This is a genomic window from Enterobacter sp. T2 (assembly GCF_010692925.1).
In the GTDB taxonomy this organism is placed as follows: Bacteria; Pseudomonadota; Gammaproteobacteria; order Enterobacterales; family Enterobacteriaceae; genus Enterobacter; species Enterobacter kobei.
Genome location: NZ_CP048736.1, coordinates 4,327,550 through 4,352,210, shown reverse-complemented (window position 1 = coordinate 4,352,210; position 24,661 = coordinate 4,327,550). Strand labels below are relative to the sequence as shown.

General features: G+C 52.1%; 19 protein-coding genes, 2 tRNA genes and 4 rRNA genes. 13 read left to right on the top strand and 12 right to left on the bottom strand.

Annotation, left to right across the window (positions count from 1 at the left end; genetic code table 11):
• Positions 1-45 precede the first annotated feature (45 nt).
• Positions 46-993 carry a methionyl-tRNA formyltransferase gene (gene fmt / locus G0034_RS20795; RefSeq protein WP_023331437.1) on the bottom strand — a complete coding sequence of 316 codons (948 nt, stop codon included), beginning with the start codon at positions 991-993 and terminating at the stop codon, positions 46-48.
• A 25-nt stretch (positions 994-1,018) separates the two neighbouring features.
• Positions 1,019-1,528, bottom strand: coding sequence for a peptide deformylase (gene def, locus G0034_RS20790; RefSeq protein WP_006812188.1), 510 nt, complete (start codon positions 1,526-1,528; stop codon positions 1,019-1,021).
• Positions 1,529-1,656: 128 nt separating this feature from the next.
• On the opposite strand from def, the gene dprA reads away from it, so the two are divergent.
• From dprA to G0034_RS20760, 6 genes are read left to right on the top strand one after another with little or no spacing between them, the layout of a single operon-like run.
• Positions 1,657-2,781 carry a DNA-protecting protein DprA gene (gene dprA / locus G0034_RS20785; protein WP_179121243.1) on the top strand — a complete coding sequence of 375 codons (1,125 nt, stop codon included), beginning with the start codon at positions 1,657-1,659 and terminating at the stop codon, positions 2,779-2,781.
• Positions 2,753-3,226 carry a DUF494 family protein Smg gene (gene smg, locus G0034_RS20780; protein WP_008503477.1) on the top strand — a complete coding sequence of 158 codons (474 nt, stop codon included), beginning with the start codon at positions 2,753-2,755 and terminating at the stop codon, positions 3,224-3,226. Before dprA ends, smg begins: the two co-directional genes overlap by 29 nt.
• Positions 3,227-3,253: 27 nt before the next feature.
• Positions 3,254-3,808 carry a DNA topoisomerase family protein gene (locus G0034_RS20775; protein WP_023338824.1) on the top strand — a complete coding sequence of 185 codons (555 nt, stop codon included), beginning with the start codon at positions 3,254-3,256 and terminating at the stop codon, positions 3,806-3,808.
• Positions 3,801-4,373: an L-threonylcarbamoyladenylate synthase type 1 TsaC gene (tsaC, locus tag G0034_RS20770; RefSeq protein WP_023337875.1), complete on the top strand. Its 573-nt coding sequence runs from the start codon at positions 3,801-3,803 to the stop codon at positions 4,371-4,373. Before G0034_RS20775 ends, tsaC begins: the two co-directional genes overlap by 8 nt.
• 4 nt (positions 4,374-4,377) lie before the next feature.
• The gene (aroE, locus tag G0034_RS20765) at positions 4,378-5,196 is read left to right on the top strand and encodes a shikimate dehydrogenase (protein ID WP_014885457.1); all 819 of its coding nucleotides are present in this window, start codon (positions 4,378-4,380) and stop codon (positions 5,194-5,196) included.
• Entirely contained in the window at positions 5,193-5,441 is a 249-nt protein-coding gene (locus G0034_RS20760; protein ID WP_047624748.1) for a DUF1488 family protein, read from the top strand. The genes aroE and G0034_RS20760 overlap by 4 nt, the downstream gene beginning before the upstream one ends.
• Here the strand turns inward: G0034_RS20760 and G0034_RS20755 are convergent.
• Positions 5,417-5,971 (bottom strand): gamma carbonic anhydrase family protein, encoded by a 555-nt coding sequence (locus G0034_RS20755; protein WP_023337872.1) that lies wholly within the window; start codon positions 5,969-5,971, stop codon positions 5,417-5,419. The two genes, G0034_RS20760 and G0034_RS20755, sit on opposite strands and share 25 nt — an antisense overlap.
• A 471-nt stretch (positions 5,972-6,442) precedes the next feature.
• Here G0034_RS20755 and G0034_RS20750 point away from each other — a divergent pair.
• The 6 genes from G0034_RS20750 to rrf (G0034_RS20725) all read left to right on the top strand — a co-directional run bounded on the left by G0034_RS20750 (position 6,443) and on the right by rrf (G0034_RS20725) (position 11,670).
• Positions 6,443-7,982: ribosomal RNA gene (locus G0034_RS20750) — 16S ribosomal RNA — on the top strand.
• An 85-nt stretch (positions 7,983-8,067) separates the two neighbouring features.
• A tRNA-Glu gene (locus G0034_RS20745) sits at positions 8,068-8,143 on the top strand.
• 192 nt (positions 8,144-8,335) lie between these two features.
• A 23S ribosomal RNA gene (locus G0034_RS20740) occupies positions 8,336-11,241 on the top strand.
• 64 nt (positions 11,242-11,305) lie between these two features.
• A 5S ribosomal RNA gene (gene rrf / locus G0034_RS20735) occupies positions 11,306-11,421 on the top strand.
• A 14-nt stretch (positions 11,422-11,435) separates the two neighbouring features.
• Positions 11,436-11,511, top strand: a tRNA-Thr gene (locus G0034_RS20730).
• Positions 11,512-11,554: 43 nt separating this feature from the next.
• A 5S ribosomal RNA gene (rrf, locus tag G0034_RS20725) occupies positions 11,555-11,670 on the top strand.
• The 16S, 23S and 5S rRNA genes sit together here with 2 tRNA genes alongside, the layout of an rRNA operon.
• A 106-nt stretch (positions 11,671-11,776) precedes the next feature.
• Here the strand turns inward: rrf (G0034_RS20725) and G0034_RS20720 are convergent.
• The 7 genes from G0034_RS20720 to G0034_RS20690 form a co-directional block, all read right to left on the bottom strand.
• Positions 11,777-12,535 carry an amino acid ABC transporter ATP-binding protein gene (locus G0034_RS20720; RefSeq protein WP_014885454.1) on the bottom strand — a complete coding sequence of 253 codons (759 nt, stop codon included), beginning with the start codon at positions 12,533-12,535 and terminating at the stop codon, positions 11,777-11,779.
• Positions 12,536-12,542: 7 nt separating this feature from the next.
• Positions 12,543-13,646 carry an amino acid ABC transporter permease gene (locus G0034_RS20715; protein WP_179121352.1) on the bottom strand — a complete coding sequence of 368 codons (1,104 nt, stop codon included), beginning with the start codon at positions 13,644-13,646 and terminating at the stop codon, positions 12,543-12,545.
• 9 nt (positions 13,647-13,655) lie between these two features.
• Positions 13,656-14,837 carry an amino acid ABC transporter permease gene (locus G0034_RS20710; protein WP_014885452.1) on the bottom strand — a complete coding sequence of 394 codons (1,182 nt, stop codon included), beginning with the start codon at positions 14,835-14,837 and terminating at the stop codon, positions 13,656-13,658.
• A 67-nt stretch (positions 14,838-14,904) separates the two neighbouring features.
• Positions 14,905-15,930: an amino acid ABC transporter substrate-binding protein gene (locus tag G0034_RS20705; RefSeq protein WP_014885451.1), complete on the bottom strand. Its 1,026-nt coding sequence runs from the start codon at positions 15,928-15,930 to the stop codon at positions 14,905-14,907.
• A 474-nt stretch (positions 15,931-16,404) separates the two neighbouring features.
• Positions 16,405-16,626: a lipoprotein gene (locus tag G0034_RS20700; RefSeq protein ID WP_008502867.1), complete on the bottom strand. Its 222-nt coding sequence runs from the start codon at positions 16,624-16,626 to the stop codon at positions 16,405-16,407.
• 304 nt (positions 16,627-16,930) lie between these two features.
• Positions 16,931-20,044, bottom strand: coding sequence for an efflux RND transporter permease subunit (locus G0034_RS20695; RefSeq protein ID WP_179121242.1), 3,114 nt, complete (start codon positions 20,042-20,044; stop codon positions 16,931-16,933).
• An 11-nt stretch (positions 20,045-20,055) separates the two neighbouring features.
• Positions 20,056-21,195, bottom strand: coding sequence for an efflux RND transporter periplasmic adaptor subunit (locus G0034_RS20690; protein WP_014885449.1), 1,140 nt, complete (start codon positions 21,193-21,195; stop codon positions 20,056-20,058).
• A 389-nt stretch (positions 21,196-21,584) separates the two neighbouring features.
• On the opposite strand from G0034_RS20690, the gene envR reads away from it, so the two are divergent.
• Positions 21,585-22,301: an acrEF/envCD operon transcriptional regulator gene (envR, locus tag G0034_RS20685; RefSeq protein ID WP_032635392.1), complete on the top strand. Its 717-nt coding sequence runs from the start codon at positions 21,585-21,587 to the stop codon at positions 22,299-22,301.
• On the opposite strand, the gene G0034_RS20680 is transcribed toward envR, so the two are convergent.
• Together G0034_RS20680 and G0034_RS20675 are read right to left on the bottom strand one after the other, a co-directional pair.
• A complete protein-coding gene (locus G0034_RS20680) occupies positions 22,217-24,298 on the bottom strand; it encodes a putative bifunctional diguanylate cyclase/phosphodiesterase (RefSeq protein WP_023331429.1) in 2,082 nt (693 codons plus the stop codon). The genes envR and G0034_RS20680 overlap by 85 nt on opposite strands.
• 135 nt (positions 24,299-24,433) lie before the next feature.
• The gene (locus tag G0034_RS20675; RefSeq protein WP_014885446.1) at positions 24,434-24,598 is read right to left on the bottom strand and encodes a DUF2556 family protein; all 165 of its coding nucleotides are present in this window, start codon (positions 24,596-24,598) and stop codon (positions 24,434-24,436) included.
• Positions 24,599-24,661 lie beyond the last annotated feature (63 nt).

Sequence of the window (24,661 nt, the reverse complement as noted above, 5' to 3'; positions counted from 1 at the left end):
AAAAATAAAAATGCCCGGAACACCGGGCTTTAAGCAAATATTGGATCAGGCAAGGCGATTGCCCGGTATAAACCATTCGCGACGGGAATTTAACAGATCCTGTGCACTCATGGCTTTCTTACCGGCCGGTTGTAACGACTCAAGATTCAGGATCCCTTCTGCAGTCGCAACCTGAATTCCGTTCTTGCTGGCGTCGATAATCGTACCGGGTTCAGCTGCTGTGACGCTGTTTATCACTGACGCTTTCCAGACTTTCACGGGCTGCTCATCAATCATCAGCCAGCTCATTGGCCATGGATTGAAGGCGCGGATGCAGCGTTCAAGTTGAGCGGCGGAGAGAGACCAGTCGATCCGGGCTTCTTCTTTGCTCAGTTTTTCGGCGTAGGTGACGAGAGACTCATCCTGAACCTCAGGCTTCGCCGTATTGTCAGCAAGCTGCTGTAAGGTCTTAATGAGCCCTTGTGGGCCGAGATCTGCCAGCTTGTCATACAGCGTAGCGCTGGTATCTTCTGCCGTAATGGGACACGTCAACTTATACAGCATGTCGCCCGTGTCTAAACCTACATCCATCTTCATGATTGTCACGCCGGTTTCAGCATCACCCGCCCACAGGGAGCGCTGTATAGGTGCCGCACCACGCCAACGCGGGAGCAGGGAACCATGCACGTTGATACAGCCCAGGCGAGGCATATCAAGCACGGCTTTTGGCAGAATTAAACCATACGCCACCACCACCATTACGTCGGCATTCAGGTCAGCAACCAGCTGCTGGTTTTCCTGAGGGCGTAAGGAGGCGGGCTGGAAAACGGGTAGCCCATGCTCTTCTGCCAGCACCTTTACGGGGCTCGGCATCAGTTTTTTACCGCGACCTGCCGGGCGGTCCGGCTGGGTAAAGACGCCAACAACCTGGTGACCAGAAGATAACAGCGCGTCAAGATGACGCGCTGCAAAATCAGGGGTTCCCGCGAAGATAATACGTAGTGTTTTAGACACGATGATCCTTGTATCCGGGGGGACGTTATGCGCGAGAGCGCAAACGATCCAGTTTCTCTACTTTCTGACGAATACGCTGCTGTTTCAGCGGCGAGAGGTAATCGATAAACAGTTTACCGACCAGATGATCCATCTCATGCTGAATACAAATCGCCAGCAGGTCGTCTGCTTCCAGTTCGAACGGATTACCGTCACGATCCAGGGCGCGAATTTTCACTTTTTCGGCACGTGGCACCAAAGCGCGCTGTTCAGGAATGGACAAACAGCCTTCCTCGATACCCGTTTCGCCGCTCTTTTCAAGCAACTCAGGGTTAATCAGCACCAGACGCTCATCGCGATTTTCAGAAACGTCGATCACGATAATACGCTTGTGAATGTCTACCTGGGTCGCCGCCAGGCCAATGCCTTCTTCAGCGTACATGGTATCGAACATATCATCGACGATACGCTGAATTTCTGCATTCACTTCTTTAACCGGTTCAGCGACGATGCGAAGGCGCTCGTCCGGAATATGTAACACTTGCAAAACTGCCATAAATTTCCAGAGTCGTGTTCAGGAGTTGATAAGAATATTACTTCTATTCTAGACAAATCCCCGTTCGATTGACAGCATCAGTGACCAATCGCAATGATTGCGCAGGCCGCTTATGGCAGGGGGAAAGGATGACGTCTACCGAGATATGGTTACGGCTTATCCACACGGGTTCTCTGTGTGGTGATGGGATGCTGGAAGCCGCTGCACGGTTGCACAAGCAGACAAATATAGATGTTCCTGCTGTCATAGACGCCGGGCTGTCAGCAAAACAGGCTATCCGTTTCTTTGCCTTAGAGGAAAGTGAACTGGAGCGAAGCCTTAAGTGGCTTGAAATGCCGGGAAATCATTTGTTGACGGCAAACCATCCCTTTTATCCCCCTTTGCTGCGAACGATTCCCGATTATCCTGGGGCATTATGTGTAAAAGGTAACTTAGCGACACTTAATACTGTCCAAATGGCTGTGGTGGGGAGTCGGGCGCCGTCATGGTACGGTGAGCGGTGGGGGAAAATCCTGCGCGAACAGCTTTCACAAAGCGGTTTCACAATCACCAGTGGGTTGGCCTGCGGTATTGACGGTGTCGCCCATCACGCTGCGCTGTCCGCAAAAGGACGTAGCGTGGCCGTGCTGGGGAACGGCCTGTTTAGCGTTTATCCCCGTCGGCATCAGGCTCTGGCGATGCAGATTATTGAATCTGACGGGGCGATAGTGTCTGAGTTTCCTCTCTCGGCACAGCCCCGACCGGCAAACTTTCCGCGCCGTAATCGGATTATCAGCGGGTTAAGCCAGGGCGTCTTGGTCGTTGAAGCGGCAGTGCGAAGCGGCTCTCTGGTCACGGCCTGGTGCGCACTTGAGCAGGGGCGGGAGGTTTTCGCCTTGCCCGGTCCGATAGGTAACCCCGGCTGCGAAGGGCCACATTCGCTGATAAAGCAGGGCGCAACGCCGGTAACCGAGGTAGGGGATATTCTTGAAAATTTGCAACATGGGTTGCAATGGCTGCAGGAAGATCCCGAAAAGCGACATTATTCGTCAGATCAGGGAAAGGTGGCATTGCCATTTCCTAAGCTCCTGGCTAACGTAGGAGATGAGGTAACACCTGTTGACGTTGTCGCTGAACGTGCCGGCCAACCTGTGCCAGTAACGGTAGCACAGCTACTCGAACTGGAGTTAGCAGGGTGGATCGCAGCTGTACCCGGCGGCTATGTCCGATTAAGGAGGGCATGCCATGTTCGACGTACTGATGTATTTGTTTGAGACTTACATCCATAACGAAGCAGAAATGCGAGTGGATCAGGACAAATTGACACAGGATCTTACCGATGCGGGGTTTGAGCGGGAAGATATCTATAATGCGTTGATGTGGCTGGAAAAACTGGCTGATTATCAGGAAGGCCTCGCCGAACCGATGCAGCTTGCTTCTGACCCATTGTCAGTACGCATCTATACCGCTGAAGAGTGTGAAAGGCTGGATGCCAGCTGCCGGGGATTCATCTTATTCCTTGAGCAGATTCAGGTGCTAAACCTCGAAACGAGAGAAATGGTGATAGAGCGCGTCATGGCGCTGGATACGGCAGAATTTGAACTGGAAGATCTCAAATGGGTGATCCTGATGGTTCTGTTTAATATCCCGGGTTGTGAAAATGCCTATCAGCAAATGGAAGAATTACTCTTTGAAGTGAATGAAGGTATGCTGCATTAATTCAAATGTGCAGCACCAAGAGTTGTTATGGCCAAATCCGCACTATTTACGGTGCATAAAAACGAGCCCTGCCCGCAGTGCGGGGCTGAACTTGTTATTCGGTCCGGGAAACACGGTCCGTTTCTCGGTTGTTCACACTATCCGGAATGTGATTATGTCCGTCCTCTTAAAAGCCAGGCGGATGGACATATCGTCAAAATTCTGGAGGGGCAGTTATGTCCTGCCTGTGGTGGTGAATTAGCGTTGCGTCAGGGGCGGTTCGGTATGTTTATTGGCTGTAGCCGTTATCCGGAATGTGAGCATACAGAACAAATTGATAAGCCAGATGAAACGGCTATTGCCTGTCCTCAGTGCCAACGTGGTCAACTGGTACAGCGTCGTTCTCGTTTTGGTAAGACTTTCCATTCCTGCGATCGTTACCCTGACTGCCAGTTCGTTATCAATTTCAAACCGGTAGCGGGTATCTGCGTGCATTGCCATTATCCGCTACTCATCGAGAAGAAAACCGCGCAAGGCATTAAACGCTTCTGCGCCAGTAAACAATGTGGAAAGCCGGTTCCGGCGGATCAAAACAGTGAATAATAACCTGCCATCAGGTTCCATTGCGTATGCAGTGGACGTACTGAAAAAAGAAGAAGTCATCGCTTATCCAACTGAAGCTGTTTTTGGGGTCGGTTGCGATCCTGACAGTGAGACGGCCGTTGGCCGATTGCTGGCACTTAAGCAACGGCCTGTCGAAAAAGGACTGATTTTAATCGCGGCCAATTATGAGCAGCTTAAACCTTACATTGATGATTCCATGCTTACCCCGGCCCAGCGTGAAGCCATCTTCTCCGTATGGCCTGGACCGGTGACCTTCGTTTTCCCGGCCCAGCCGACAACACCGCGCTGGTTAACCGGAAGGTTTGATTCGCTGGCGGTGCGCGTCACCGACCATCCGCTGGTGGTTGAGCTTTGTGTGGCGTTTGGTAAACCACTGGTTTCAACCAGCGCGAATCTGACCGGGTTACCTCCGTGCCGGACAACCGAAGAAGTGCTGGCACAGTTTGGGAATGATTTCCCGGTTGCTGCCGGCGAGACGGGAGGGCGCCTGAATCCGTCCGAAATTCGCGACGCATTAACCGGTGAACGTTTTCGCCAGGGGTAATCTCATGGAAACTTATGCTGTTTTTGGTAACCCGATTGCACACAGTAAGTCACCCTTGATCCATCAGCAATTTGCGGAACAGTTGCAGATAGATCACCCTTACGGTCGCGTGCTGGCACCGGTTGATGCATTTATCCCAACGCTCGAGGCGTTTTTCGCTGCGGGCGGCAAAGGGGCGAATGTGACGGTTCCCTTTAAAGAAGAGGCATTTGAACGTGCAGACGAACTGACCGAGCGTGCTTCACTTGCTGGTGCAGTAAATACCTTAAAACGGCTTGAGGATGGCCGCCTTCTGGGTGACAACACTGACGGGATTGGTTTACTGAGCGATCTGGAAAGACTTTCGTTTATCAAGCCTGGTTTCCGGGTTCTGCTGATTGGTGCGGGTGGTGCATCGCGGGGCGTGCTGTTGCCCCTGCTTTCACTGGACTGTGCAGTGACCATTACCAACAGAACCTTTTCCAGGGCAGAAGCGCTGGCGGCGTTGTTTGCCCATACCGGTAGCGTGAGCGCCATCGCGCTTGAGGATCTCGAAGACCGTGAATTTGATCTGGTCATCAATGCCACGTCCAGCGGCATTAATGGTGAGATCCCGGCAATCCCCGTTTCTCTTATCAACTCTCATATGTACTTCTATGACATGTTTTACCAGAAAGGGAAGACACCCTTCCTTATGTGGTGTGAAGAACATGGCGCGAAACAGTTAGCCGACGGGCTGGGGATGCTGGTGGGCCAGGCTGCGCATGCGGTGCTGCTCTGGCATGGAGTGTTACCTGCAGTCGAGCCGGTGATAGAAAAGTTAAAGCAGGAGCTTTCGGCGTGAATCAGGCTATTCACTTCCCGGACAGAGAGAGCTGGGATGAGGATAAACAAGCAGTCTGCTTCCCGGTGCTGGTGCAGGGGATGCAGCTTACCTGTGCCATTCATGGGGAAACGCTGCTACGTCGTTTTGGCGGTTCAGACCCTTTAGACATATTTTGTGAAAATCGCTGGGATCTTGAAGAAGAAGCCAGCGATTTAATCCGCGACCAGCAGGAAGACGATCAGGGCTGGGTCTGGTTATCCTGATCCAGATAGTCATTCTTCCATTTAACGTAGTTGTTCGCCGAGTATTTTAATCCTTCGATCTCTGCCTCCTTCAGGGGGCGGATCTGTTTTACAGGGCTACCCAGATAGAGATAGCCGCTCTCCAGCCGTTTGTTCTGCGGGACCAGGCTACCGGCACCAATCATTACGTCATCTTCTACTATGACGCCATCCAGCAAAATCGATCCCATGCCAACAAGTACGCGATTTCCTATAGTGCAGCCGTGAAGCATCACTTTGTGACCGACGGTGACATCCTCTCCAATAATGAGTGGATTACCTTCCGGGTTATAAGAGGATTTGTGCGTGACATGCAGAACGCTGCCGTCCTGAATATTGGTACGTGCGCCAATCGACACAGAGTTAACGTCTCCCCTGATGGCAACGAGTGGCCAGATACTGACATCATCAGCCAGTCGGACATCACCTACGACTACGCTGCTGGCATCGATCATCACGCGATCGCCTTGTTTGGGGAACAGATCTTTATAAGGACGTAATACAGTAGACATAACTACCTCTAAGGATGAGCGCTAGACAGAAGACTTTGATCATAATATGGGATCGAGGCAAGGCAAAATACGTCAATATTTAAGCATATCGGGCGGGATTTCAGCGAAAAGCGCGGAAAATCAACAGTTGGAAAAAAAGATCTAAAAAATACTTGTGCTAAAAAATGGGATCCCTATAATGCGCCTCCATCGACACGGCAGATGTGAATCACTTCACAGACAACCCGGTCGGTTGAAGAGAAAAAATCCTGAAATAACGGGTTGACTCTGAAAGAGGAAAGCGTAATATACGCCACCTCGCAACGGTGAGCGAAAGCCGCGTTGCACTGCTCTTTAACAATTTATCAGACAATCTGTGTGGGCACTCAAAGTGACATGGATTCTTAATGTCTTCGGACAATAAATGAATACCAAGTCTCTGAGTGAACATACGTAATTCATTACGAAGTTTAATTCACGAGCATCAAACTTAAATTGAAGAGTTTGATCATGGCTCAGATTGAACGCTGGCGGCAGGCCTAACACATGCAAGTCGAACGGTAGCACAGAGAGCTTGCTCTCGGGTGACGAGTGGCGGACGGGTGAGTAATGTCTGGGAAACTGCCTGATGGAGGGGGATAACTACTGGAAACGGTAGCTAATACCGCATAACGTCGCAAGACCAAAGAGGGGGACCTTCGGGCCTCTTGCCATCAGATGTGCCCAGATGGGATTAGCTAGTAGGTGGGGTAACGGCTCACCTAGGCGACGATCCCTAGCTGGTCTGAGAGGATGACCAGCCACACTGGAACTGAGACACGGTCCAGACTCCTACGGGAGGCAGCAGTGGGGAATATTGCACAATGGGCGCAAGCCTGATGCAGCCATGCCGCGTGTATGAAGAAGGCCTTCGGGTTGTAAAGTACTTTCAGCGGGGAGGAAGGTGTTGTGGTTAATAACCACAGCAATTGACGTTACCCGCAGAAGAAGCACCGGCTAACTCCGTGCCAGCAGCCGCGGTAATACGGAGGGTGCAAGCGTTAATCGGAATTACTGGGCGTAAAGCGCACGCAGGCGGTCTGTCAAGTCGGATGTGAAATCCCCGGGCTCAACCTGGGAACTGCATTCGAAACTGGCAGGCTAGAGTCTTGTAGAGGGGGGTAGAATTCCAGGTGTAGCGGTGAAATGCGTAGAGATCTGGAGGAATACCGGTGGCGAAGGCGGCCCCCTGGACAAAGACTGACGCTCAGGTGCGAAAGCGTGGGGAGCAAACAGGATTAGATACCCTGGTAGTCCACGCCGTAAACGATGTCGACTTGGAGGTTGTGCCCTTGAGGCGTGGCTTCCGGAGCTAACGCGTTAAGTCGACCGCCTGGGGAGTACGGCCGCAAGGTTAAAACTCAAATGAATTGACGGGGGCCCGCACAAGCGGTGGAGCATGTGGTTTAATTCGATGCAACGCGAAGAACCTTACCTACTCTTGACATCCAGAGAACTTTCCAGAGATGGATTGGTGCCTTCGGGAACTCTGAGACAGGTGCTGCATGGCTGTCGTCAGCTCGTGTTGTGAAATGTTGGGTTAAGTCCCGCAACGAGCGCAACCCTTATCCTTTGTTGCCAGCGGTTAGGCCGGGAACTCAAAGGAGACTGCCAGTGATAAACTGGAGGAAGGTGGGGATGACGTCAAGTCATCATGGCCCTTACGAGTAGGGCTACACACGTGCTACAATGGCGCATACAAAGAGAAGCGACCTCGCGAGAGCAAGCGGACCTCATAAAGTGCGTCGTAGTCCGGATTGGAGTCTGCAACTCGACTCCATGAAGTCGGAATCGCTAGTAATCGTAGATCAGAATGCTACGGTGAATACGTTCCCGGGCCTTGTACACACCGCCCGTCACACCATGGGAGTGGGTTGCAAAAGAAGTAGGTAGCTTAACCTTCGGGAGGGCGCTTACCACTTTGTGATTCATGACTGGGGTGAAGTCGTAACAAGGTAACCGTAGGGGAACCTGCGGTTGGATCACCTCCTTACCTTAAAGAACCTGCCTTTGTAGTGCTCACACAGATTGTCTGATGAAAAGTAAATAGCAAGGCGTCTTGCGATTGAGACTTCAGTGTCCCCTTCGTCTAGAGGCCCAGGACACCGCCCTTTCACGGCGGTAACAGGGGTTCGAATCCCCTAGGGGACGCCACTTGCTGGTTCGTGAGTGAAAGTCACCTGCCGTCATATCTCAAAACTGACTTGCGAGTCATGTTTGAGATATTTGCTCTTTAAAAATCTGGATCAAGCTGAAAATTGAAACGACACACATGTTATGTGTGTTCGAGTCTCTCAAATTTTCGCAAACCGATGATGAATCGAAAGAAACATCTTCGGGTTGTGAGGTTAAGCGACTAAGCGTACACGGTGGATGCCCTGGCAGTCAGAGGCGATGAAGGACGTGCTAATCTGCGAAAAGCGCCGGCGAGGTGATATGAACCTTTGACCCGGCGATGTCCGAATGGGGAAACCCAGTGTGTTTCGACACACTATCGTTAACTGAATACATAGGTTAACGAGGCGAACCGGGGGAACTGAAACATCTAAGTACCCCGAGGAAAAGAAATCAACCGAGATTCCCCCAGTAGCGGCGAGCGAACGGGGAGCAGCCCGGAGTCTGAATCAGCTTGTGTGTTAGTGGAACGGTCTGGAAAGTCCGACGGTACAGGGTGATAGTCCCGTACACGAAAATGCACAGGTTGTGAACTCGAAGAGTAGGGCGGGACACGTGGTATCCTGTCTGAATATGGGGGGACCATCCTCCAAGGCTAAATACTCCTGACTGACCGATAGTGAACCAGTACCGTGAGGGAAAGGCGAAAAGAACCCCGGCGAGGGGAGTGAAAAAGAACCTGAAACCGTGTACGTACAAGCAGTGGGAGCCTACTTGTTAGGTGACTGCGTACCTTTTGTATAATGGGTCAGCGACTTATATTCTGTAGCAAGGTTAACCGTATAGGGGAGCCGAAGGGAAACCGAGTCTTAACTGGGCGTTAAGTTGCAGGGTATAGACCCGAAACCCGGTGATCTAGCCATGGGCAGGTTGAAGGTTGGGTAACACTAACTGGAGGACCGAACCGACTAATGTTGAAAAATTAGCGGATGACCTGTGGCTGGGGGTGAAAGGCCAATCAAACCGGGAGATAGCTGGTTCTCCCCGAAAGCTATTTAGGTAGCGCCTCGTGAACTCATCTTCGGGGGTAGAGCACTGTTTCGGCTAGGGGGCCATCCCGGCTTACCAACCCGATGCAAACTACGAATACCGAAGAATGTTATCACGGGAGACACACGGCGGGTGCTAACGTCCGTCGTGAAGAGGGAAACAACCCAGACCGCCAGCTAAGGTCCCAAAGTCATGGTTAAGTGGGAAACGATGTGGGAAGGCACAGACAGCCAGGATGTTGGCTTAGAAGCAGCCATCATTTAAAGAAAGCGTAATAGCTCACTGGTCGAGTCGGCCTGCGCGGAAGATGTAACGGGGCTAAACCATGCACCGAAGCTGCGGCAGCGACGCTTATGCGTTGTTGGGTAGGGGAGCGTTCTGTAAGCCGTTGAAGGTGGCCTGTGAGGGTTGCTGGAGGTATCAGAAGTGCGAATGCTGACATAAGTAACGATAAAGCGGGTGAAAAGCCCGCTCGCCGGAAGACCAAGGGTTCCTGTCCAACGTTAATCGGGGCAGGGTGAGTCGACCCCTAAGGCGAGGCCGAAAGGCGTAGTCGATGGGAAACAGGTTAATATTCCTGTACTTGGTGTTACTGCGAAGGGGGGACGGAGAAGGCTATGTTAGCCGGGCGACGGTTGTCCCGGTTTAAGCATGTAGGCGGAGGTTCCAGGTAAATCCGGTACCTTTTTAACGCTGAGGTGTGATGACGAGGCACTACGGTGCTGAAGTAACAAATGCCCTGCTTCCAGGAAAAGCCTCTAAGCATCAGGTAACACGAAATCGTACCCCAAACCGACACAGGTGGTCAGGTAGAGAATACCAAGGCGCTTGAGAGAACTCGGGTGAAGGAACTAGGCAAAATGGTGCCGTAACTTCGGGAGAAGGCACGCTGATATGTAGGTGAAGCCCCTGCGGGTGGAGCTGAAATCAGTCGAAGATACCAGCTGGCTGCAACTGTTTATTAAAAACACAGCACTGTGCAAACACGAAAGTGGACGTATACGGTGTGACGCCTGCCCGGTGCCGGAAGGTTAATTGATGGGGTTAGCGGCAACGCGAAGCTCTTGATCGAAGCCCCGGTAAACGGCGGCCGTAACTATAACGGTCCTAAGGTAGCGAAATTCCTTGTCGGGTAAGTTCCGACCTGCACGAATGGCGTAATGATGGCCAGGCTGTCTCCACCCGAGACTCAGTGAAATTGAACTCGCTGTGAAGATGCAGTGTACCCGCGGCAAGACGGAAAGACCCCGTGAACCTTTACTATAGCTTGACACTGAACACTGGTCCTTGATGTGTAGGATAGGTGGGAGGCTTTGAAGCGTGGACGCCAGTCTGCGTGGAGCCAACCTTGAAATACCACCCTTTAATGGCTGGTGTTCTAACGTAGACCCGTGATCCGGGTTGCGGACAGTGTCTGGTGGGTAGTTTGACTGGGGCGGTCTCCTCCCAAAGAGTAACGGAGGAGCACGAAGGTTAGCTAATCCTGGTCGGACATCAGGAGGTTAGTGCAATGGCATAAGCTAGCTTGACTGCGAGAGTGACGGCTCGAGCAGGTGCGAAAGCAGGTCATAGTGATCCGGTGGTTCTGAATGGAAGGGCCATCGCTCAACGGATAAAAGGTACTCCGGGGATAACAGGCTGATACCGCCCAAGAGTTCATATCGACGGCGGTGTTTGGCACCTCGATGTCGGCTCATCACATCCTGGGGCTGAAGTAGGTCCCAAGGGTATGGCTGTTCGCCATTTAAAGTGGTACGCGAGCTGGGTTTAGAACGTCGTGAGACAGTTCGGTCCCTATCTGCCGTGGGCGCTGGAGAATTGAGGGGGGCTGCTCCTAGTACGAGAGGACCGGAGTGGACGCATCACTGGTGTTCGGGTTGTCATGCCAATGGCACTGCCCGGTAGCTAAATGCGGAAGAGATAAGTGCTGAAAGCATCTAAGCACGAAACTTGCCCCGAGATGAGTTCTCCCTGAGACTATAAGTCTCCTGAAGGAACGTTGAAGACGACGACGTTGATAGGTCGGGTGTGTAAGCGCAGCGATGCGTTGAGCTAACCGATACTAATGAACCGTGAGGCTTAACCTTACAACGCCGAAGGTGTTTTGGCGAAGAGAGACGATTTTCAGCCTGATACAGATAACAGAATTTGCCTGGCGGCTTTAGCGCGGTGGTCCCACCTGACCCCATGCCGAACTCAGAAGTGAAACGCCGTAGCGCCGATGGTAGTGTGGGGTCTCCCCATGTGAGAGTAGGGAACTGCCAGGCATCAAATTTAGTGTGCTGATATGGCTCAGTTGGTAGAGCGCACCCTTGGTAAGGGTGAGGTCCCCAGTTCGACTCTGGGTATCAGCACCACTTTATACTTAGGTTAAAGTTCGGCAAGAAGTAAAAGAATTTGTCTGGCGGCTTTAGCGCGGTGGTCCCACCTGACCCCATGCCGAACTCAGAAGTGAAACGCCGTAGCGCCGATGGTAGTGTGGGGTCTCCCCATGTGAGAGTAGGGAACTGCCAGACATCAAATAAGTGAAAAGGCCATCCGAAAGGATGGCCTTTTTGCGTTTATGTGCAGAAAAAACGGTAGGCCGGGTAAGGCAAAGCCTCCACCCGGCAAAGCAAATGACTAATGAATCACCTGCGACAGGAATGCACGCGTACGTTCCGACTTCGGATGCGCAAAGAATTCATCCGGTGGGGCCTGTTCAACGATCTCACCGCGGTCCATAAAGATCACCCGGTCTGCCACCGTTCTGGCAAAACCCATCTCATGCGTCACGCACAACATCGTCATCCCGGATTGCGCCAGCCCAATCATAGTATCCAGCACTTCTTTCACCATTTCCGGATCCAGCGCAGATGTCGGTTCGTCAAACAGCATAATTTTGGGTTTCATGCATAGCGAACGGGCGATAGCCACACGCTGCTGTTGTCCGCCTGAGATCTGGCCGGGAAACTTATTGGCGTGCTCTGCAATACGTACGCGTTCGAGGTAATGCATTGCCAACGCCTCCGCTTCCTGTTTCGGCATCTTTCGTACCCAAATCGGCGCAAGCGTACAGTTCTGCAGAACGGTCAGGTGGGGAAATAGATTAAAGTGCTGAAATACCATCCCCACTTCCTGGCGCACGCGTTCGATATTGCGAATATCTTCATTCAGTTCGATACCATCAACCACAATGCGTCCCTGCTGATGCTCTTCAAGATGGTTGATACAGCGAATGGTTGTCGATTTACCTGAACCGGAAGGGCCGCAAAGAACGATTCGTTCGCCTTGCTTTACCTTGAGATTAATGTCTTTAAGGACATGAAACTGTCCATACCATTTATTCACATTTTCCAGCGTAATCATCGCGTCGGCGGGTGTCATAGTAATTTGGCTCATAATTTCCTCAGTGCGGTGTACGCCCGGTGTTAAAGCGCTTTTCCAGGTGCTGGCTGTAGCGCGACATGCTAAAACAAAAGATCCAGTAGATCAGAGCAGCAAAGACATATCCCTCGGTGGACATGCCCAGCCAGGCAGGGTCAACGGTTGCCTGCTGCACGCTGCTAAAGAGATCGAACAATCCGATGATGATGACCAGGCTGGTATCTTTGAAGAGGGCGATGATCGTGTTGACCAGGCCCGGGATCACCAGCTTGAGTGCTTGTGGAAGGATGACCAACCCCTGCGTTTTCCAGTATCCGAGAGCCAGTGATTCCGCTGCTTCGTACTGGCCTTTAGGTAACGCCTGCAGGCCACCACGCACAACTTCAGCGACATAGGCAGACTGAAACAGAATCACCCCGACCAGGGCACGAATCAGTTTGTCGATCGTTGTACCTTCTGCCATAAACAGCGGCAGCATGACCGAAGACATAAACAATACGGTGATCAGTGGTACGCCACGCCAGAACTCAATGAAGATCACGGAGAGCACACGCACGACCGGCATTGTTGAACGACGACCCAGAGCGAGTAAAATGCCCCACGGCAGAGCGCCAGCTATCCCCACGGAAGCGATAATCAACGTCAGCGTCAGACCACCCCACTGGCGTGTTTCAACGCGTTCCAGCCCAAGGAAGCCGCCATACAACAACACCCAAACAATAATGGGATACGCCACAGCCCAGCCGGCAATATAGCGTCCGCGATGAGGTAGCTTTTTCCAGAACATTACGGCGATGGAAAGCAGACCGATAGCCAGCGCCAGATTAATCCGCCAGCGCTGTTCATGAGGATACAATCCATACATGAACTGGCCAAAACGCTCGTGAATAAACACCCAGCATGCGCCCGCTTTCGTACAGTCGGCACGCGTGGAACCCACCCAGTTCGCCTGCAGGAATGCCCAGTTGAGTAGCGGCGGGATCAGTTCCCACATCAACCACAGGCAGACTATTGTCAGCAGGCTGTTGCTCCAGCTGGAGAACAGGTTCTTACGTGCCCAGATAATGAAACGTCCACCGGTTGTGCTGGCTGGACGCGAGGAGTGCGACAGTATCGCTTTCGACATCATAAATCCTTAGCGCTCGACCAGTGCAATACGGCGGTTATAAAGGTTCATCAGCAATGAAATCGCCAGACTGATGATCAGATAGACAGACATGGTGATGGCAATGGTTTCTATAGCTTGTCCGGTCTGGTTAAGCACGGTGCCGGCGAAGAGAGACACCATATCCGGGTAACCAATCGCGGCGGCCAGAGAGGAGTTTTTGACAATGTTGAGATACTGACTGGTCAGTGGCGGAATGATTACCCGCAGGGCCTGGGGAATAATGACCTGGCGCAACGTCACGGTATTCGGTAAACCAAGTGAACGCGCCGCCTCGTGCTGTCCGTAAGGCACCGCCTGGATCCCGGAGCGAATGATTTCTGCAATAAATGCGGAGGTATAAATCGAGAGCGCCAGCGTGAGTGCTGCCAGTTCAGGAATTAACACCATCCCACCCTGGAAATTGAACCCGCGCAGATGGGGGATATCCCAGTGCAAAGCCGCACCAAAAAGCCAGTGAGCGACTAACGGTAAGCCAACAATTAGCGCAGCGCCAACGGGCCATGTTTTACGAAGCTGCCCTGTTTTAATCTGGTGCTTGCGGTTATAACGGAACAGCCCCACAGAAATGGCGATCGCAATAATAACTGCGACGATGAAGGCGTAAAGCCCTTCGGCGAACTGCGGAGAGGGAATGTATAGCCCACGATTACTCAGGAAAAACAGCTCAAACGCATCGACGGCCTGACGGGGGCCAGGAAGGTTACGCAGGACCGCGAAATACCAGAAAAAGATCTGCAGCAGCGGTGGGATGTTGCGGAAAGTCTCAATATAAAAGGTTGAAAGCTTCCGCAGGAGCCAGTTTTCAGAAAGACGAGCCAGGCCAATAAAGAAACCCAATATCGAGGCGAAGACAATACAAAGCGCCGATACCAGCAGCGTATTCAGTAAACCGACCACAAACACGCGTCCGTACGTGTCACCTTCCTCATAATCAATAAGATGTTGAACAATACCAAACCCTGCACTGCGATCCAGGAACGCAAAACCGGAGGTAATACCGCGGTTATTCAGGTTGGTGATGGTGTTATGGATGAGATACACGGCGATGAGAACAACCGCAACAATAGCAATGATCTGGAATAGCCAGGCGCGGACCGCGGGATGAGAAAAGGATAGCGTTCCTTTTACGGCTGAGCGGCGATGGGACATAAAGAAACCTCAGTAACCATGACTCTGGACTGGGCACCGCCTGAGCAGTGCCCGTTACAGCTTTGACTTAACGTACTGGTGGCGCGTACTGAATGCCGCCGTTATTCCAGAGATTGTTCTGGCCGCGTTTGATCTTCAGCGGGCTTTCCGATCCTACGTTGCGCTCAAAGATCTCAGAATAGTTACCCACCTGCTTGATGATGTTGTAAGCCCACTTGTTATCCAGCTTCAGATCCTTGCCGAAATCACCCTCTTTACCGAGCAGGTGAGCCATATCCGGGTTGGATGGATTAGCGGCTTTCTCATCAACGTTTTTCGAGTTGATGCCCATCTCTTCCGCGTTCAGCATGGCAAACAGGGTCCAGCGAACAATGGAGAACCAGTCTTCATCACCACGACGAACAACAGGTCCGAGAGGTTCTTTGGAGATCACTTCTGGCAGCACAATCCATTCTGCCGGGTTGCTCAGCTTAATACGTAAGGCATACAGCTGTGACTGGTCAGAGGCCAGCGTGTCGCAACGGCCGGATTCCAGTGCTTTGGCTGATTCATCCGAGCGATCAAACGTCACAGGGGTGTATTTCATCTTATTGGCTTTGAAATAATCCGCGACGTTCAGCTCAGTATCCGTACCCGCCTGGATACACACGGTGGCGCCATCCAGTTCTTTGGCACTTTTCAGGCCCGCTTTATTGTGGGTCAGGAATCCGATGCCGTCATAATAGGTCACGCCGGTAAATGACATCCCCATACCTGCATCACGAGAGGAGGTCCAGGTGGTATTACGAGAGAGCATGTCAACTTCACCGGATTGCAGCGCCGTAAAGCGTTCTTTCGCCGTCAGCGGGGTGTATTTTACTTTGCTGTCATCCCCAAAAACGGCAGCTGCGACGCCGCGGCAGACATCCACATCAATACCGGTAAATTTGCCGTTCGCATCGGCATATGAGAAGCCAGGCAGACCATCACTGATACCACATTGAACAAAACCTTTCTTTTTAACGGCATCCAGTGTCGTACCCGCATGGGCCTGGCCCGCTACGGCAAACAACATGCCTGCAGCGGTCAGGCTGGCTATCATCGTCTTTTTCATAATGCATCCTGTGTGGCGAAATTTATCGTTATAGAAGCGCTTTTTAAGCGCTAAACCTGTCTGTGGCTTTGGCCAACGTTTATAAAGCAAACGTAATGCCAGTTTTGCGTTCCACAAAATAAGTGATAACAGAACGCTTAATGCTGAGTGTAGACACGCTTAAATAAAACGAACGCCCCGAAACGGTGCGAAATTACAACCTGTGCCACAAATCGGAGCAAAAGTTTCGATGAGGATGAGATAAATCAAGAGATAGTTTCTGAAGTGAATATTGGCAGGGTATTCAATAAGATTAATGTGTGAAAATCATCACGATAAAATATGAAATAAACTTTTATATACTAAAAAGATGTGATAGCCAGTCGATGGGAATTAATTTCTTGAATAAAAACGGGGCTTTTTTTTTACTAATTAGAAAACAATGCACTTTTTAAACGCAAAAGCGCGGCCCGAGCCGCGCTTTCTTAATTGATGTTACTTCGTCAGGGCAACGATACCCAGCGTCAAACCCGCCACGGCAGCCGCTCCGCCGGCGATAGCACCCGCGGTTTCCCAGTTATCCTGGGTGGTGCCTTTCATACAGGTATTGGTATGAACCAGTCGACCCTGGTCATCGTAAACCGGTACACATGGAGAATCGTGCGCGCATCCAGCAAGTAGCGCAGCGAGAAGTGCAACGGAAATGAATCTTTTCATGATGTTACCTCAGTATTATTTCTCATTCGCTACAAAGCCAGGAGGGCTATTAACGAACTGGAGGCTATTTTACCACCGGGGTAACACCTCGTTGCACGGGGAATAATCTCAAAGTATGTCGTTTGTAAAAATCGTGGAGAAAAGTCGGTTTCAGGATGAATTAATGGAGAAATTATGAAGACACAACAGGGCGTTTCTACTTAATGTAAATCACCGCATTTTTAACACTGCAATTCAATAATGTCTAATCTATTGTTTATATTAAAAATAAAAAAGGCACCACAGGGTGCCTTTCATGGGGGCGTTACTCTTTATGGCGGGTAAACCGTCGCCGGACAACCACAAAGAAAACGGGAACAAAGAAAATCGCCAGCAGCGTCGCGGAAAGCATGCCTCCCATAACGCCCGTACCGACAGCATTTTGCGCACCGCTCCCGGCTCCGGTACTGATTACCAGCGGCATGACGCCAAGGATAAAGGCCAGGGAGGTCATCAGGATCGGTCGAAGGCGCATCCTTGATGCTTCCAGGGTGGCTTCAATAATCCCTTTACCTTCTTTATCCATCAGGTCCTTAGCAAATTCGACAATCAGGATGGCGTTTTTCGCCGACAGGCCAATTGTCGTCAGCAGGCCGACCTGGAAATAGACGTCATTGTTCAATCCGCGCAGCGACGCGGCGAGCAGAGCACCGATAACACCCAGCGGCACAACCAGCATCACGGAGAATGGGATGGACCAGCTCTCATACAGGGCCGCCAGACACAGGAACACCACGATCAGTGAAATGGCATACAGTGCGGGCGCCTGGTTACCGGAAAGGCGTTCCTGATAAGACATGCCCGTCCAGTCATAGCCAATTCCTGCAGGCAGTTTTGCGGCCAGGCTTTCCATCAACACCATTGCTTCCCCGGTACTTTTACCCGGTGCGGATTCCCCGAGGATCTCCATTGAAGGCATCCCGTTGAAGCGTTCCAGGCGAGGTGAGCCATAAACCCAGTGAGAGTAGCTAAAGGCGGAGAAGGGAACCATCTCTCCGTTCGCGCTGCGCACGTAAAGGTTGTTAATGTCCCCCGGCAGCATGCGGAAACGGGCATCTGCCTGCACGTAAACTTTTTTCACGCGCCCGTGGTCGATAAAGTCGTTCACATAGGTGCCACCCAACGCCGTTGAGATGGTCTGGTTGACGTCGGAAAGACTGACGCCCAATGCCTGCGCCTTTTCCTGATCGACATCCAGCTTGAACTGAGGCGTATCTTCCAGTCCGTTTGGACGCACGCGCACCAGCAGGTCTGGGTGCTCTTTTACCATCGCGAGCAGTTGATTACGTGCCTGCGTCAGCTGGGTATGTCCCAGGTTAGCCTGATCGATAAGTTCAAAGTCGAATCCCGTTGCGGTTCCAAGCTCAATAATCGCAGGCAGGTTGAACGGGAACACCAGGCCGTCTTTAATCTGACTGAACGCTTTTGTCGCGCGACCCACGATAGCTTCAACGCTATTTTTCTCGCCCGGGCGCTCCTCCCAGGGCTTCAGGCTGACAAAGGCAATACCGGAGTTCTGACCCTGGCCGCTAAAGCTAAAGCCGTTTACGGTGAAGACGGATTCAACGTTCGCCTTCTCTTTGTCCAGATAGTAGTCCTGAACCTGGTCGAGGACCGCCTGAGTACGCGTCTGGGTCGCCCCCGCCGGGAGTTGAACCATTGTCATAAAGACCCCCTGGTCCTCTTCGGGCAGGAAGGAGGTCGGTAAGCGCAGGAACAACACCGCCATGCCACCAACAATAATGACATACACCACCAGATAGCGACCGGTCTTACGCAAAATACCGCTCACGCTGTTGCTGTAGTGTTCCACACTCTTATCAAAGAGCGCATTGAACCAGCCAAAGAAGCCCCTTTTCTTCTCATGGTGGTCGCTGGAGACGGGCTTAAGCAACGTTGCGCAGAGTGCAGGGGTCAGGATCAGCGCGACCAGCACGGATAGCGCCATCGCGGAAACGATAGTTAACGAGAACTGGCGATAGATGGCCCCAGTCGAGCCACCAAAAAAGGCCATCGGAACAAAGACCGCCGAGAGGACCATGGCGATCCCCACCAGCGCGCCCTGAATCTGCTCCATCGACTTCTGCGTGGCCTCTTTCGGCGGCAGTTTATCTTCCACCATCACGCGCTCAACGTTCTCGACGACCACGATGGCGTCATCAACCAGTAGCCCTATCGCCAGCACCATCCCAAACATCGTCAGGGTATTGATGGAGAAACCGAACGCAGCCAGCACGGCGAAGGTCCCCAGCAGAACAACCGGCACGGCGATCGTTGGGATCAGCGTTGCCCGCAGGTTTTGCAGGAACAGATACATGACCAGGAAGACCAGAATGATCGCCTCAAACAGGGTCTTCACCACTTCATGAATCGAGATTTTCACAAAAGGCGTGGTGTCGTAGGGGTAGACGACCTTCAGTCCCTGCGGGAAGAACTGTTGCAGTTGTGCCAGCTTGCTCTTGATGGCTGCCGCCGTATCCAGCGCGTTTGCACCAGTAGCGAGCTTAATCCCCAGACCGGTTGCCGCCTGCCCGTTGATTTTGGTCACCATATTGTAGTTTTCGCCACCCAACTCAATGCGAGCCACATCCTTCAGATGAACCATTGAGCCGTCCTGGTTCACTTTGAGCGTGACGCGACCAAACTCTTCCGGTGATTTCAGGCGAGTTTGCGCGATGATGGAGGCATTCAGCTGCTGTCCAGGGACTGATGGTGTTCCACCCAACTGGCCTGCCGCTATCTGGTCGTTCTGCGTTTTTAACTGATTGATAATATCCAGCGGCGTCAGTTGGTATTTGTTCATCGCGTTACTGTCGAGCCAGATGCGCATCGCATACTGGGCACCAAACAGCTGAACGTCGCCGACACCCGATGTTCGGCTGATGGCATCCTTGACGTTCGAAGCGACGTAGTCGGAGATATCATCCTGAGTAAGGCTTTTATTGTCCGAAACAAAACCGGCGACCAAAAGGAAGCTGCTGCTGGACTTCTCAACGCCAATCCCTTGCTGCTGAACTTCTTGCGGCAGCAGCGGCATGGCCAGCTGCAACGTGTTCTGCACCTGCACCTGGGCGATGTCCGGGTCTGTTCCCGACTCGAAGGTCAGGGTGATGGTGACATTACCCGCTGAATCGCTGGTGGAGGACATATACATCAGGTTATCGATACCGTTCATGTTCTGTTCGATAACCTGGGTCACGGTATCCTGTACCGTCTGGGCATCTGCGCCGGGGTAGGTTGCGGAAATCGCAACGGCTGGCGGGGCAATCGTTGGATACTGGGCAACGGGCAGTTTGAGAATAGCCAGCCCGCCTGCAATCATCAAAATGATGGCAAGTACCCAGGCGAAAACCGGCCGCTGAATAAAGAAATTAGCCATGTCGTCGTTCCTTAACTGGCGGGCGCTGTGGTGGTATCTGGGGTGGCGACGACGGTGGCACCTGGCCTGGCTTTTTGTAATCCGCTGACAATCACGCGGTCACCGTTTTTCAGCCCTTCCGTCACCAGCCAGCGATCGCCAATGGCCTGAGGCGCAACGACGGTGCGTGGCTCAACCTGGTTTTTATCGTTAACCACCATGACGGTTGCATCCCCTCGCGGCGTACGGGTCAGGCCCTGCTGGGGAATCAGAATTGCATTCGGCTGTGTGCCTTCATCAATGCGGGCGCGAACGAACATCCCGGGTAACAGAAGGTGTTGAGGGTTAGGGAAAATGGCGCGCAAGGTAATCGAACCGGTACTTTCATCCACCGTGACGTCTGAGAACTGCAACGTTCCTTTCAGCGGATAAGGCTGACCATTTTCCATCAGCAGTTCAACGCTGCTGGCCGTGTCGCCTTTTTGCAGGCTTGTCTGTTTCAGGCGCATAAATTCATTGCTGGACTGGGTGACGTCGACGTAAATCGGATCAAGCTGCTGGACTGTTGCCAGTGCAGAGGCCTGCCCGTTCGTGACGAGAGCACCTTCTGTCACGCTGGATTTGCCGATGCGCCCATCGACGGGAGACGTCACTTTGGTATAGGCAAGGTTAATACGTGCACTTTCGACGCCGGCTTTGGCGGCGATAACACTGGCATCGGCCTGTTGGGCTGTTGCCACGGCCTGGTCATACTCTTGCTTGCTGACATACTGGGTGCCTACCAGCGGGAGATAACGTTTTACTGTCAGATGCGCAATATTGGCCGCCGCCTGGGCCTTCGCCAGCTCACCTTTCGCGCTGTCGTAAGCCGCCTGATAGGTCGCAGGATCAATCTGGTAAAGCGAATCTCCTGCTTTTACATCGCTACCTTCCGTGAAGTTACGACGCAGGATGATACCGCTAACCTGTGGACGAACCTCCGCCACGCGGAATGCATCCGTTCTGCCCGGGAGTTCAGTGGTGACCGCCAGCGGCGCGCTTTTCACGATATGCACGCTGACCTGAGGTGCCTGGGGATGTTGTTGTTGGTTTTCCTGGCCATCGCATCCAGAGAGCAGTACAGCGCAGACAATGAAACCGGATAAGGGCAAACGTCTGAAATGATTCGTCATTACTGTTCCTTTAAATACCCATTAACCGAGATTTGCCGTAGAACGGTCGTTGGGGCAGAGGGATAAAAAAATAAAATGTAGCTGCGTATAATAATGAGGATATTTAATGTTTTTTAATTTATAAGTGCGAATGACGAGGCGTGAAGGAAAAATCAGAATGGGGCCCGGAGAAGATATGAATATACTCCCCTCCAGGCTAACCAGATAAAGAGGGTTTAATGCCTTAAAATATTCACATCATGAATTAAATATTGATTATGCATTTGTATAAATTATGAGTTAAGGGATTTGACTTTTTTTGTGCAAAATGAAAACGGGTTTTAGGGAATAATTCCAGCCATCCGAACCCGAGGTCACGTATAAACCCAGTGAGTAACGAGTAGCTGCCTATGGCGCGTAAAAAAAAAGAAGAGGCTCAACAGACCCGACAGCAGTTGATTGAGGCGGCTATCGGGCAGTTTGCGACGCGTGGCGTGGCCAGTACCACGCTGACGGATATCGCGGATGCCGCAAAGGTTACGCGCGGTGCCATCTACTGGCACTTTACCAGTAAAGCAGAGATATTTAATGCGATCTGGGAACAGCAATTACCGCTGCGTGACATTATTTGCGACAGGCTTTCTCTTTCCGAAAATGATGACCCGTTGTTAATGCTTCGTGAGCAATTTATTACTGCACTACAGTATATCGCGCATGAACCCCGGCAATGCGCGCTTTTACAAATTCTGTATCATAAATGTGAGTTTCATAGCGATATGATTTCAGAAGATGAAATCCGTAAACGCATTGGCTTTAATTATGATTCTTTACGTATCACGCTGGAAAAATGTATTTCTCAGAGAATCGTTGCGGCGCAGATGAATGTTGAGCTGACCATGATTGTATTGCATGGCTTTTTTAGCGGAATCATTAAAAACTGGTTAATGAATACCGACAGTTTTAATCTCTATCAACAGGCACCCGCGCTGGTCGACAGTATTCTGGCGACACTCCCTGTCTTGCGCGTGTCGCCTCAGGATGACTACAGCTCAGCGCCAGGCAACATTTCACCTCGCGCACAAAGCGCCTCTATGGTCTGCGCGCTGGCTGGTTTGCCTAACAGATAACCCTGAAGGGTGTTACAACCCAGCTCTGTTAAAAAGGTTTGCTGGGCTTCGGTTTCCACACCTTCAGCCACGACTTTCAGGTTAAGTGTTTTTGCGAGAGCCACAATCGCCGAGACAATGGTGGCATCCTCGCTTTCCCCGCTTAACTCTTTTACAAATGCTCTGTCGATCTTCAGTTCACAGGCCGGTAAGCGCTTGAGATACAGCAGGCTTGAATACCCGGTTCCAAAGTCATCAATGGACGCTTTCACGCCTGCATTCGTCAATTCTGTCAGCACCCGTACGCTCTCATCCGGGTTGCTCATTGCCGTCGTTTCCGTAACTTCCAGGATCAGCATTTCCGGCGGTACCTGATGGCGCTCCAGGCAGTCGAGAACCGTTTTAACCAGTGATGGTTGTTCAAACTGCAATGTCGACAGGTTTACAGCCATTGACCAGTCTTGATGTCCCTGAAGATGCCATTCTCTCAGCTGGCGGCAGGCTTCATTGATCACCCAGTTACCAATAGGGATGATAAGCCCCGTCTTTTCCGCCAGTGGCAGGAAAAGATCCGGCGTCAGTAGTCCCTGCTTAGGATGTTGCCAGCGCAACAGTGCCTCAAACCCGAGGAGAGGTCCTGCGGGCGCGTGAAATTTTGGCTGATACAACAGGCGCAGCTCATTGCGTTCGATGGCCATCCACAGATCGTTCATTAACTGAAGATGGGTCTGCGCCAGGGTGTTCATGGAAGGCTGGAAAAAGTGATAACCGTTTCGGCCCATATGCTTGGTGTGGTACATCGCCGCGTCGGCGTTAAACATCAACTCGCGTTCGGTTTTGCCGTCGTGAGGATAAAAAGCGATACCAATGCTGAGGGTCACCATCAGTTCATAAGGGTCGAGGTTGAACGGGCTATCGATTGCGCGTACCAGCGAATTTGCCAGTGAGGCCGCATCGTCCGGGCCTTCGCCCTCAGCCAGCAGAACAAACTCATCACCGCCGATACGTGCAAGAGTGAACTGGCCCTTCAGAAGCAGCAGCAGACGCTGCGTAACGGCGACCAGCAGTTTGTCACCGACATCATGACCATAGGCGTCATTGATGGCTTTAAAGCCGTCGAGATCCATAAACATCAGCGCAAAATGGGTTCCTTCACGATCGGCTTTACTGATCGCCTGATCGAGTCGGTCTTCCAGCAGGATGCGGTTGGGCAGGCGCGTTAGCGTATCCTGCAGCGCCAGTTGAGCAAGTTCCCGGTTCGCTTCTGCAAGCGATGAGGCCAGTAGGGCAGTACGTGCCTGAAGACGGGCATCCAGCATCGACACCAGCAGGGTGATCCCAAGAATAGAGAGCGCGACGACGCTGACCAGCATGGCGAGCCAGCTGCTGTTAATACCAACATGGTGCGTCATCGTCGACATTGGAAACTGCGCGGCTCTCATCCCGGCGTAGTGCATACCGGCAATGGCAATGCCCATTGTGATGGCGGCACCCAGACGCATCAGCACGACCTGAGCCGCTTCGTGACGCAGGCGGAAGGTCAGCCACAATGCAGCAAGCGAAGCGGCAAGGGCAATGATGACTGAAATGGCCACCCACAACGTGTCCCAGACGATACCGGGCCTCACTTCCAGCGCGGCCATACCGGTGTAATGCATGGCGATAATACCGCTTCCCATCACCAGCGCGCCGGGTAGCAGACGGCGCAAGCGCAGTTGTTCACAGCTGACGAGCCAGAGTGCAAACAGTGAAGAACCCACGGCAATGACCATGGATAAAATGGTCAGGCTGACGTTGTAACTCATGCTCATGGAGAGGTCCATCGCCAGCATGCCGATAAAGTGCATAGCCCACACGCCAATGCCCATCGCAATACCGCCGCCAGCCAACCAGACGCGGGCGGCGACGCCCTGACTTCCGGCGACGCGTGCCGCCATATTCAGTGCGGTATACGACGCGAGGATGGCCACAACGAAGGAGAGAACTACAAGGATAAGGTTGTATTGGCTAACCAGCATGGTCGGTTCTACTCGTGTCTGACGTTAAGCAGGAGAGGTTGAGAAGGGCGAGACATTATCACCGTAAGGTAACGGCTCAAAGGGTTTTAAATCCCCGTTTTTAGTGGGTAATTCGGGGGCAGTGACGTCAGGGCGTTAATCGAGTTCTGAGCAGTTCACTAATTTGAGCGGGTTCACGGAGTTCATATTGCGGCACTTGTCGGTTTCAGTGCTCATCAGTTCAATCCACTGCATCAAAAGGGCATCGAAGAGGAAAACGGAGATTGCAAAGACAACCAGCCACCAGTATTTACGAATCATTGTGTCAGTCCGCGAGAAGAGAACCACTGAAGTGGTGGAAATATACACGAAAAGTTGCGGTTT

What these genes read in the sequence shown, in the direction of transcription:
- G0034_RS20690 (WP_014885449.1), bottom strand. Translation starts at nt 21,195, where the DNA reads ATGACGAATCATTTCAGACGTTTGCCCTTATCCGGTTTCATTGTCTGC.
- G0034_RS20775 (WP_023338824.1), top strand. Translation starts at nt 3,254, where the DNA reads ATGGCCAAATCCGCACTATTTACGGTGCATAAAAACGAGCCCTGCCCG.
- envR (WP_032635392.1), top strand. Translation starts at nt 21,585, where the DNA reads ATGGCGCGTAAAAAAAAAGAAGAGGCTCAACAGACCCGACAGCAGTTG.
- G0034_RS20715 (WP_179121352.1), bottom strand. Translation starts at nt 13,646, where the DNA reads ATGTCGAAAGCGATACTGTCGCACTCCTCGCGTCCAGCCAGCACAACC.
- G0034_RS20695 (WP_179121242.1), bottom strand. Translation starts at nt 20,044, where the DNA reads ATGGCTAATTTCTTTATTCAGCGGCCGGTTTTCGCCTGGGTACTTGCC.
- aroE (WP_014885457.1), top strand. Translation starts at nt 4,378, where the DNA reads ATGGAAACTTATGCTGTTTTTGGTAACCCGATTGCACACAGTAAGTCA.
- smg (WP_008503477.1), top strand. Translation starts at nt 2,753, where the DNA reads ATGTTCGACGTACTGATGTATTTGTTTGAGACTTACATCCATAACGAA.
- G0034_RS20680 (WP_023331429.1), bottom strand. Translation starts at nt 24,298, where the DNA reads ATGCTGGTTAGCCAATACAACCTTATCCTTGTAGTTCTCTCCTTCGTT.
- G0034_RS20720 (WP_014885454.1), bottom strand. Translation starts at nt 12,535, where the DNA reads ATGAGCCAAATTACTATGACACCCGCCGACGCGATGATTACGCTGGAA.
- G0034_RS20710 (WP_014885452.1), bottom strand. Translation starts at nt 14,837, where the DNA reads ATGTCCCATCGCCGCTCAGCCGTAAAAGGAACGCTATCCTTTTCTCAT.
- def (WP_006812188.1), bottom strand. Translation starts at nt 1,528, where the DNA reads ATGGCAGTTTTGCAAGTGTTACATATTCCGGACGAGCGCCTTCGCATC.
- dprA (WP_179121243.1), top strand. Translation starts at nt 1,657, where the DNA reads ATGACGTCTACCGAGATATGGTTACGGCTTATCCACACGGGTTCTCTG.
- G0034_RS20705 (WP_014885451.1), bottom strand. Translation starts at nt 15,930, where the DNA reads ATGAAAAAGACGATGATAGCCAGCCTGACCGCTGCAGGCATGTTGTTT.
- G0034_RS20675 (WP_014885446.1), bottom strand. Translation starts at nt 24,598, where the DNA reads ATGATTCGTAAATACTGGTGGCTGGTTGTCTTTGCAATCTCCGTTTTC.
- G0034_RS20755 (WP_023337872.1), bottom strand. Translation starts at nt 5,971, where the DNA reads ATGTCTACTGTATTACGTCCTTATAAAGATCTGTTCCCCAAACAAGGC.
- G0034_RS20700 (WP_008502867.1), bottom strand. Translation starts at nt 16,626, where the DNA reads ATGAAAAGATTCATTTCCGTTGCACTTCTCGCTGCGCTACTTGCTGGA.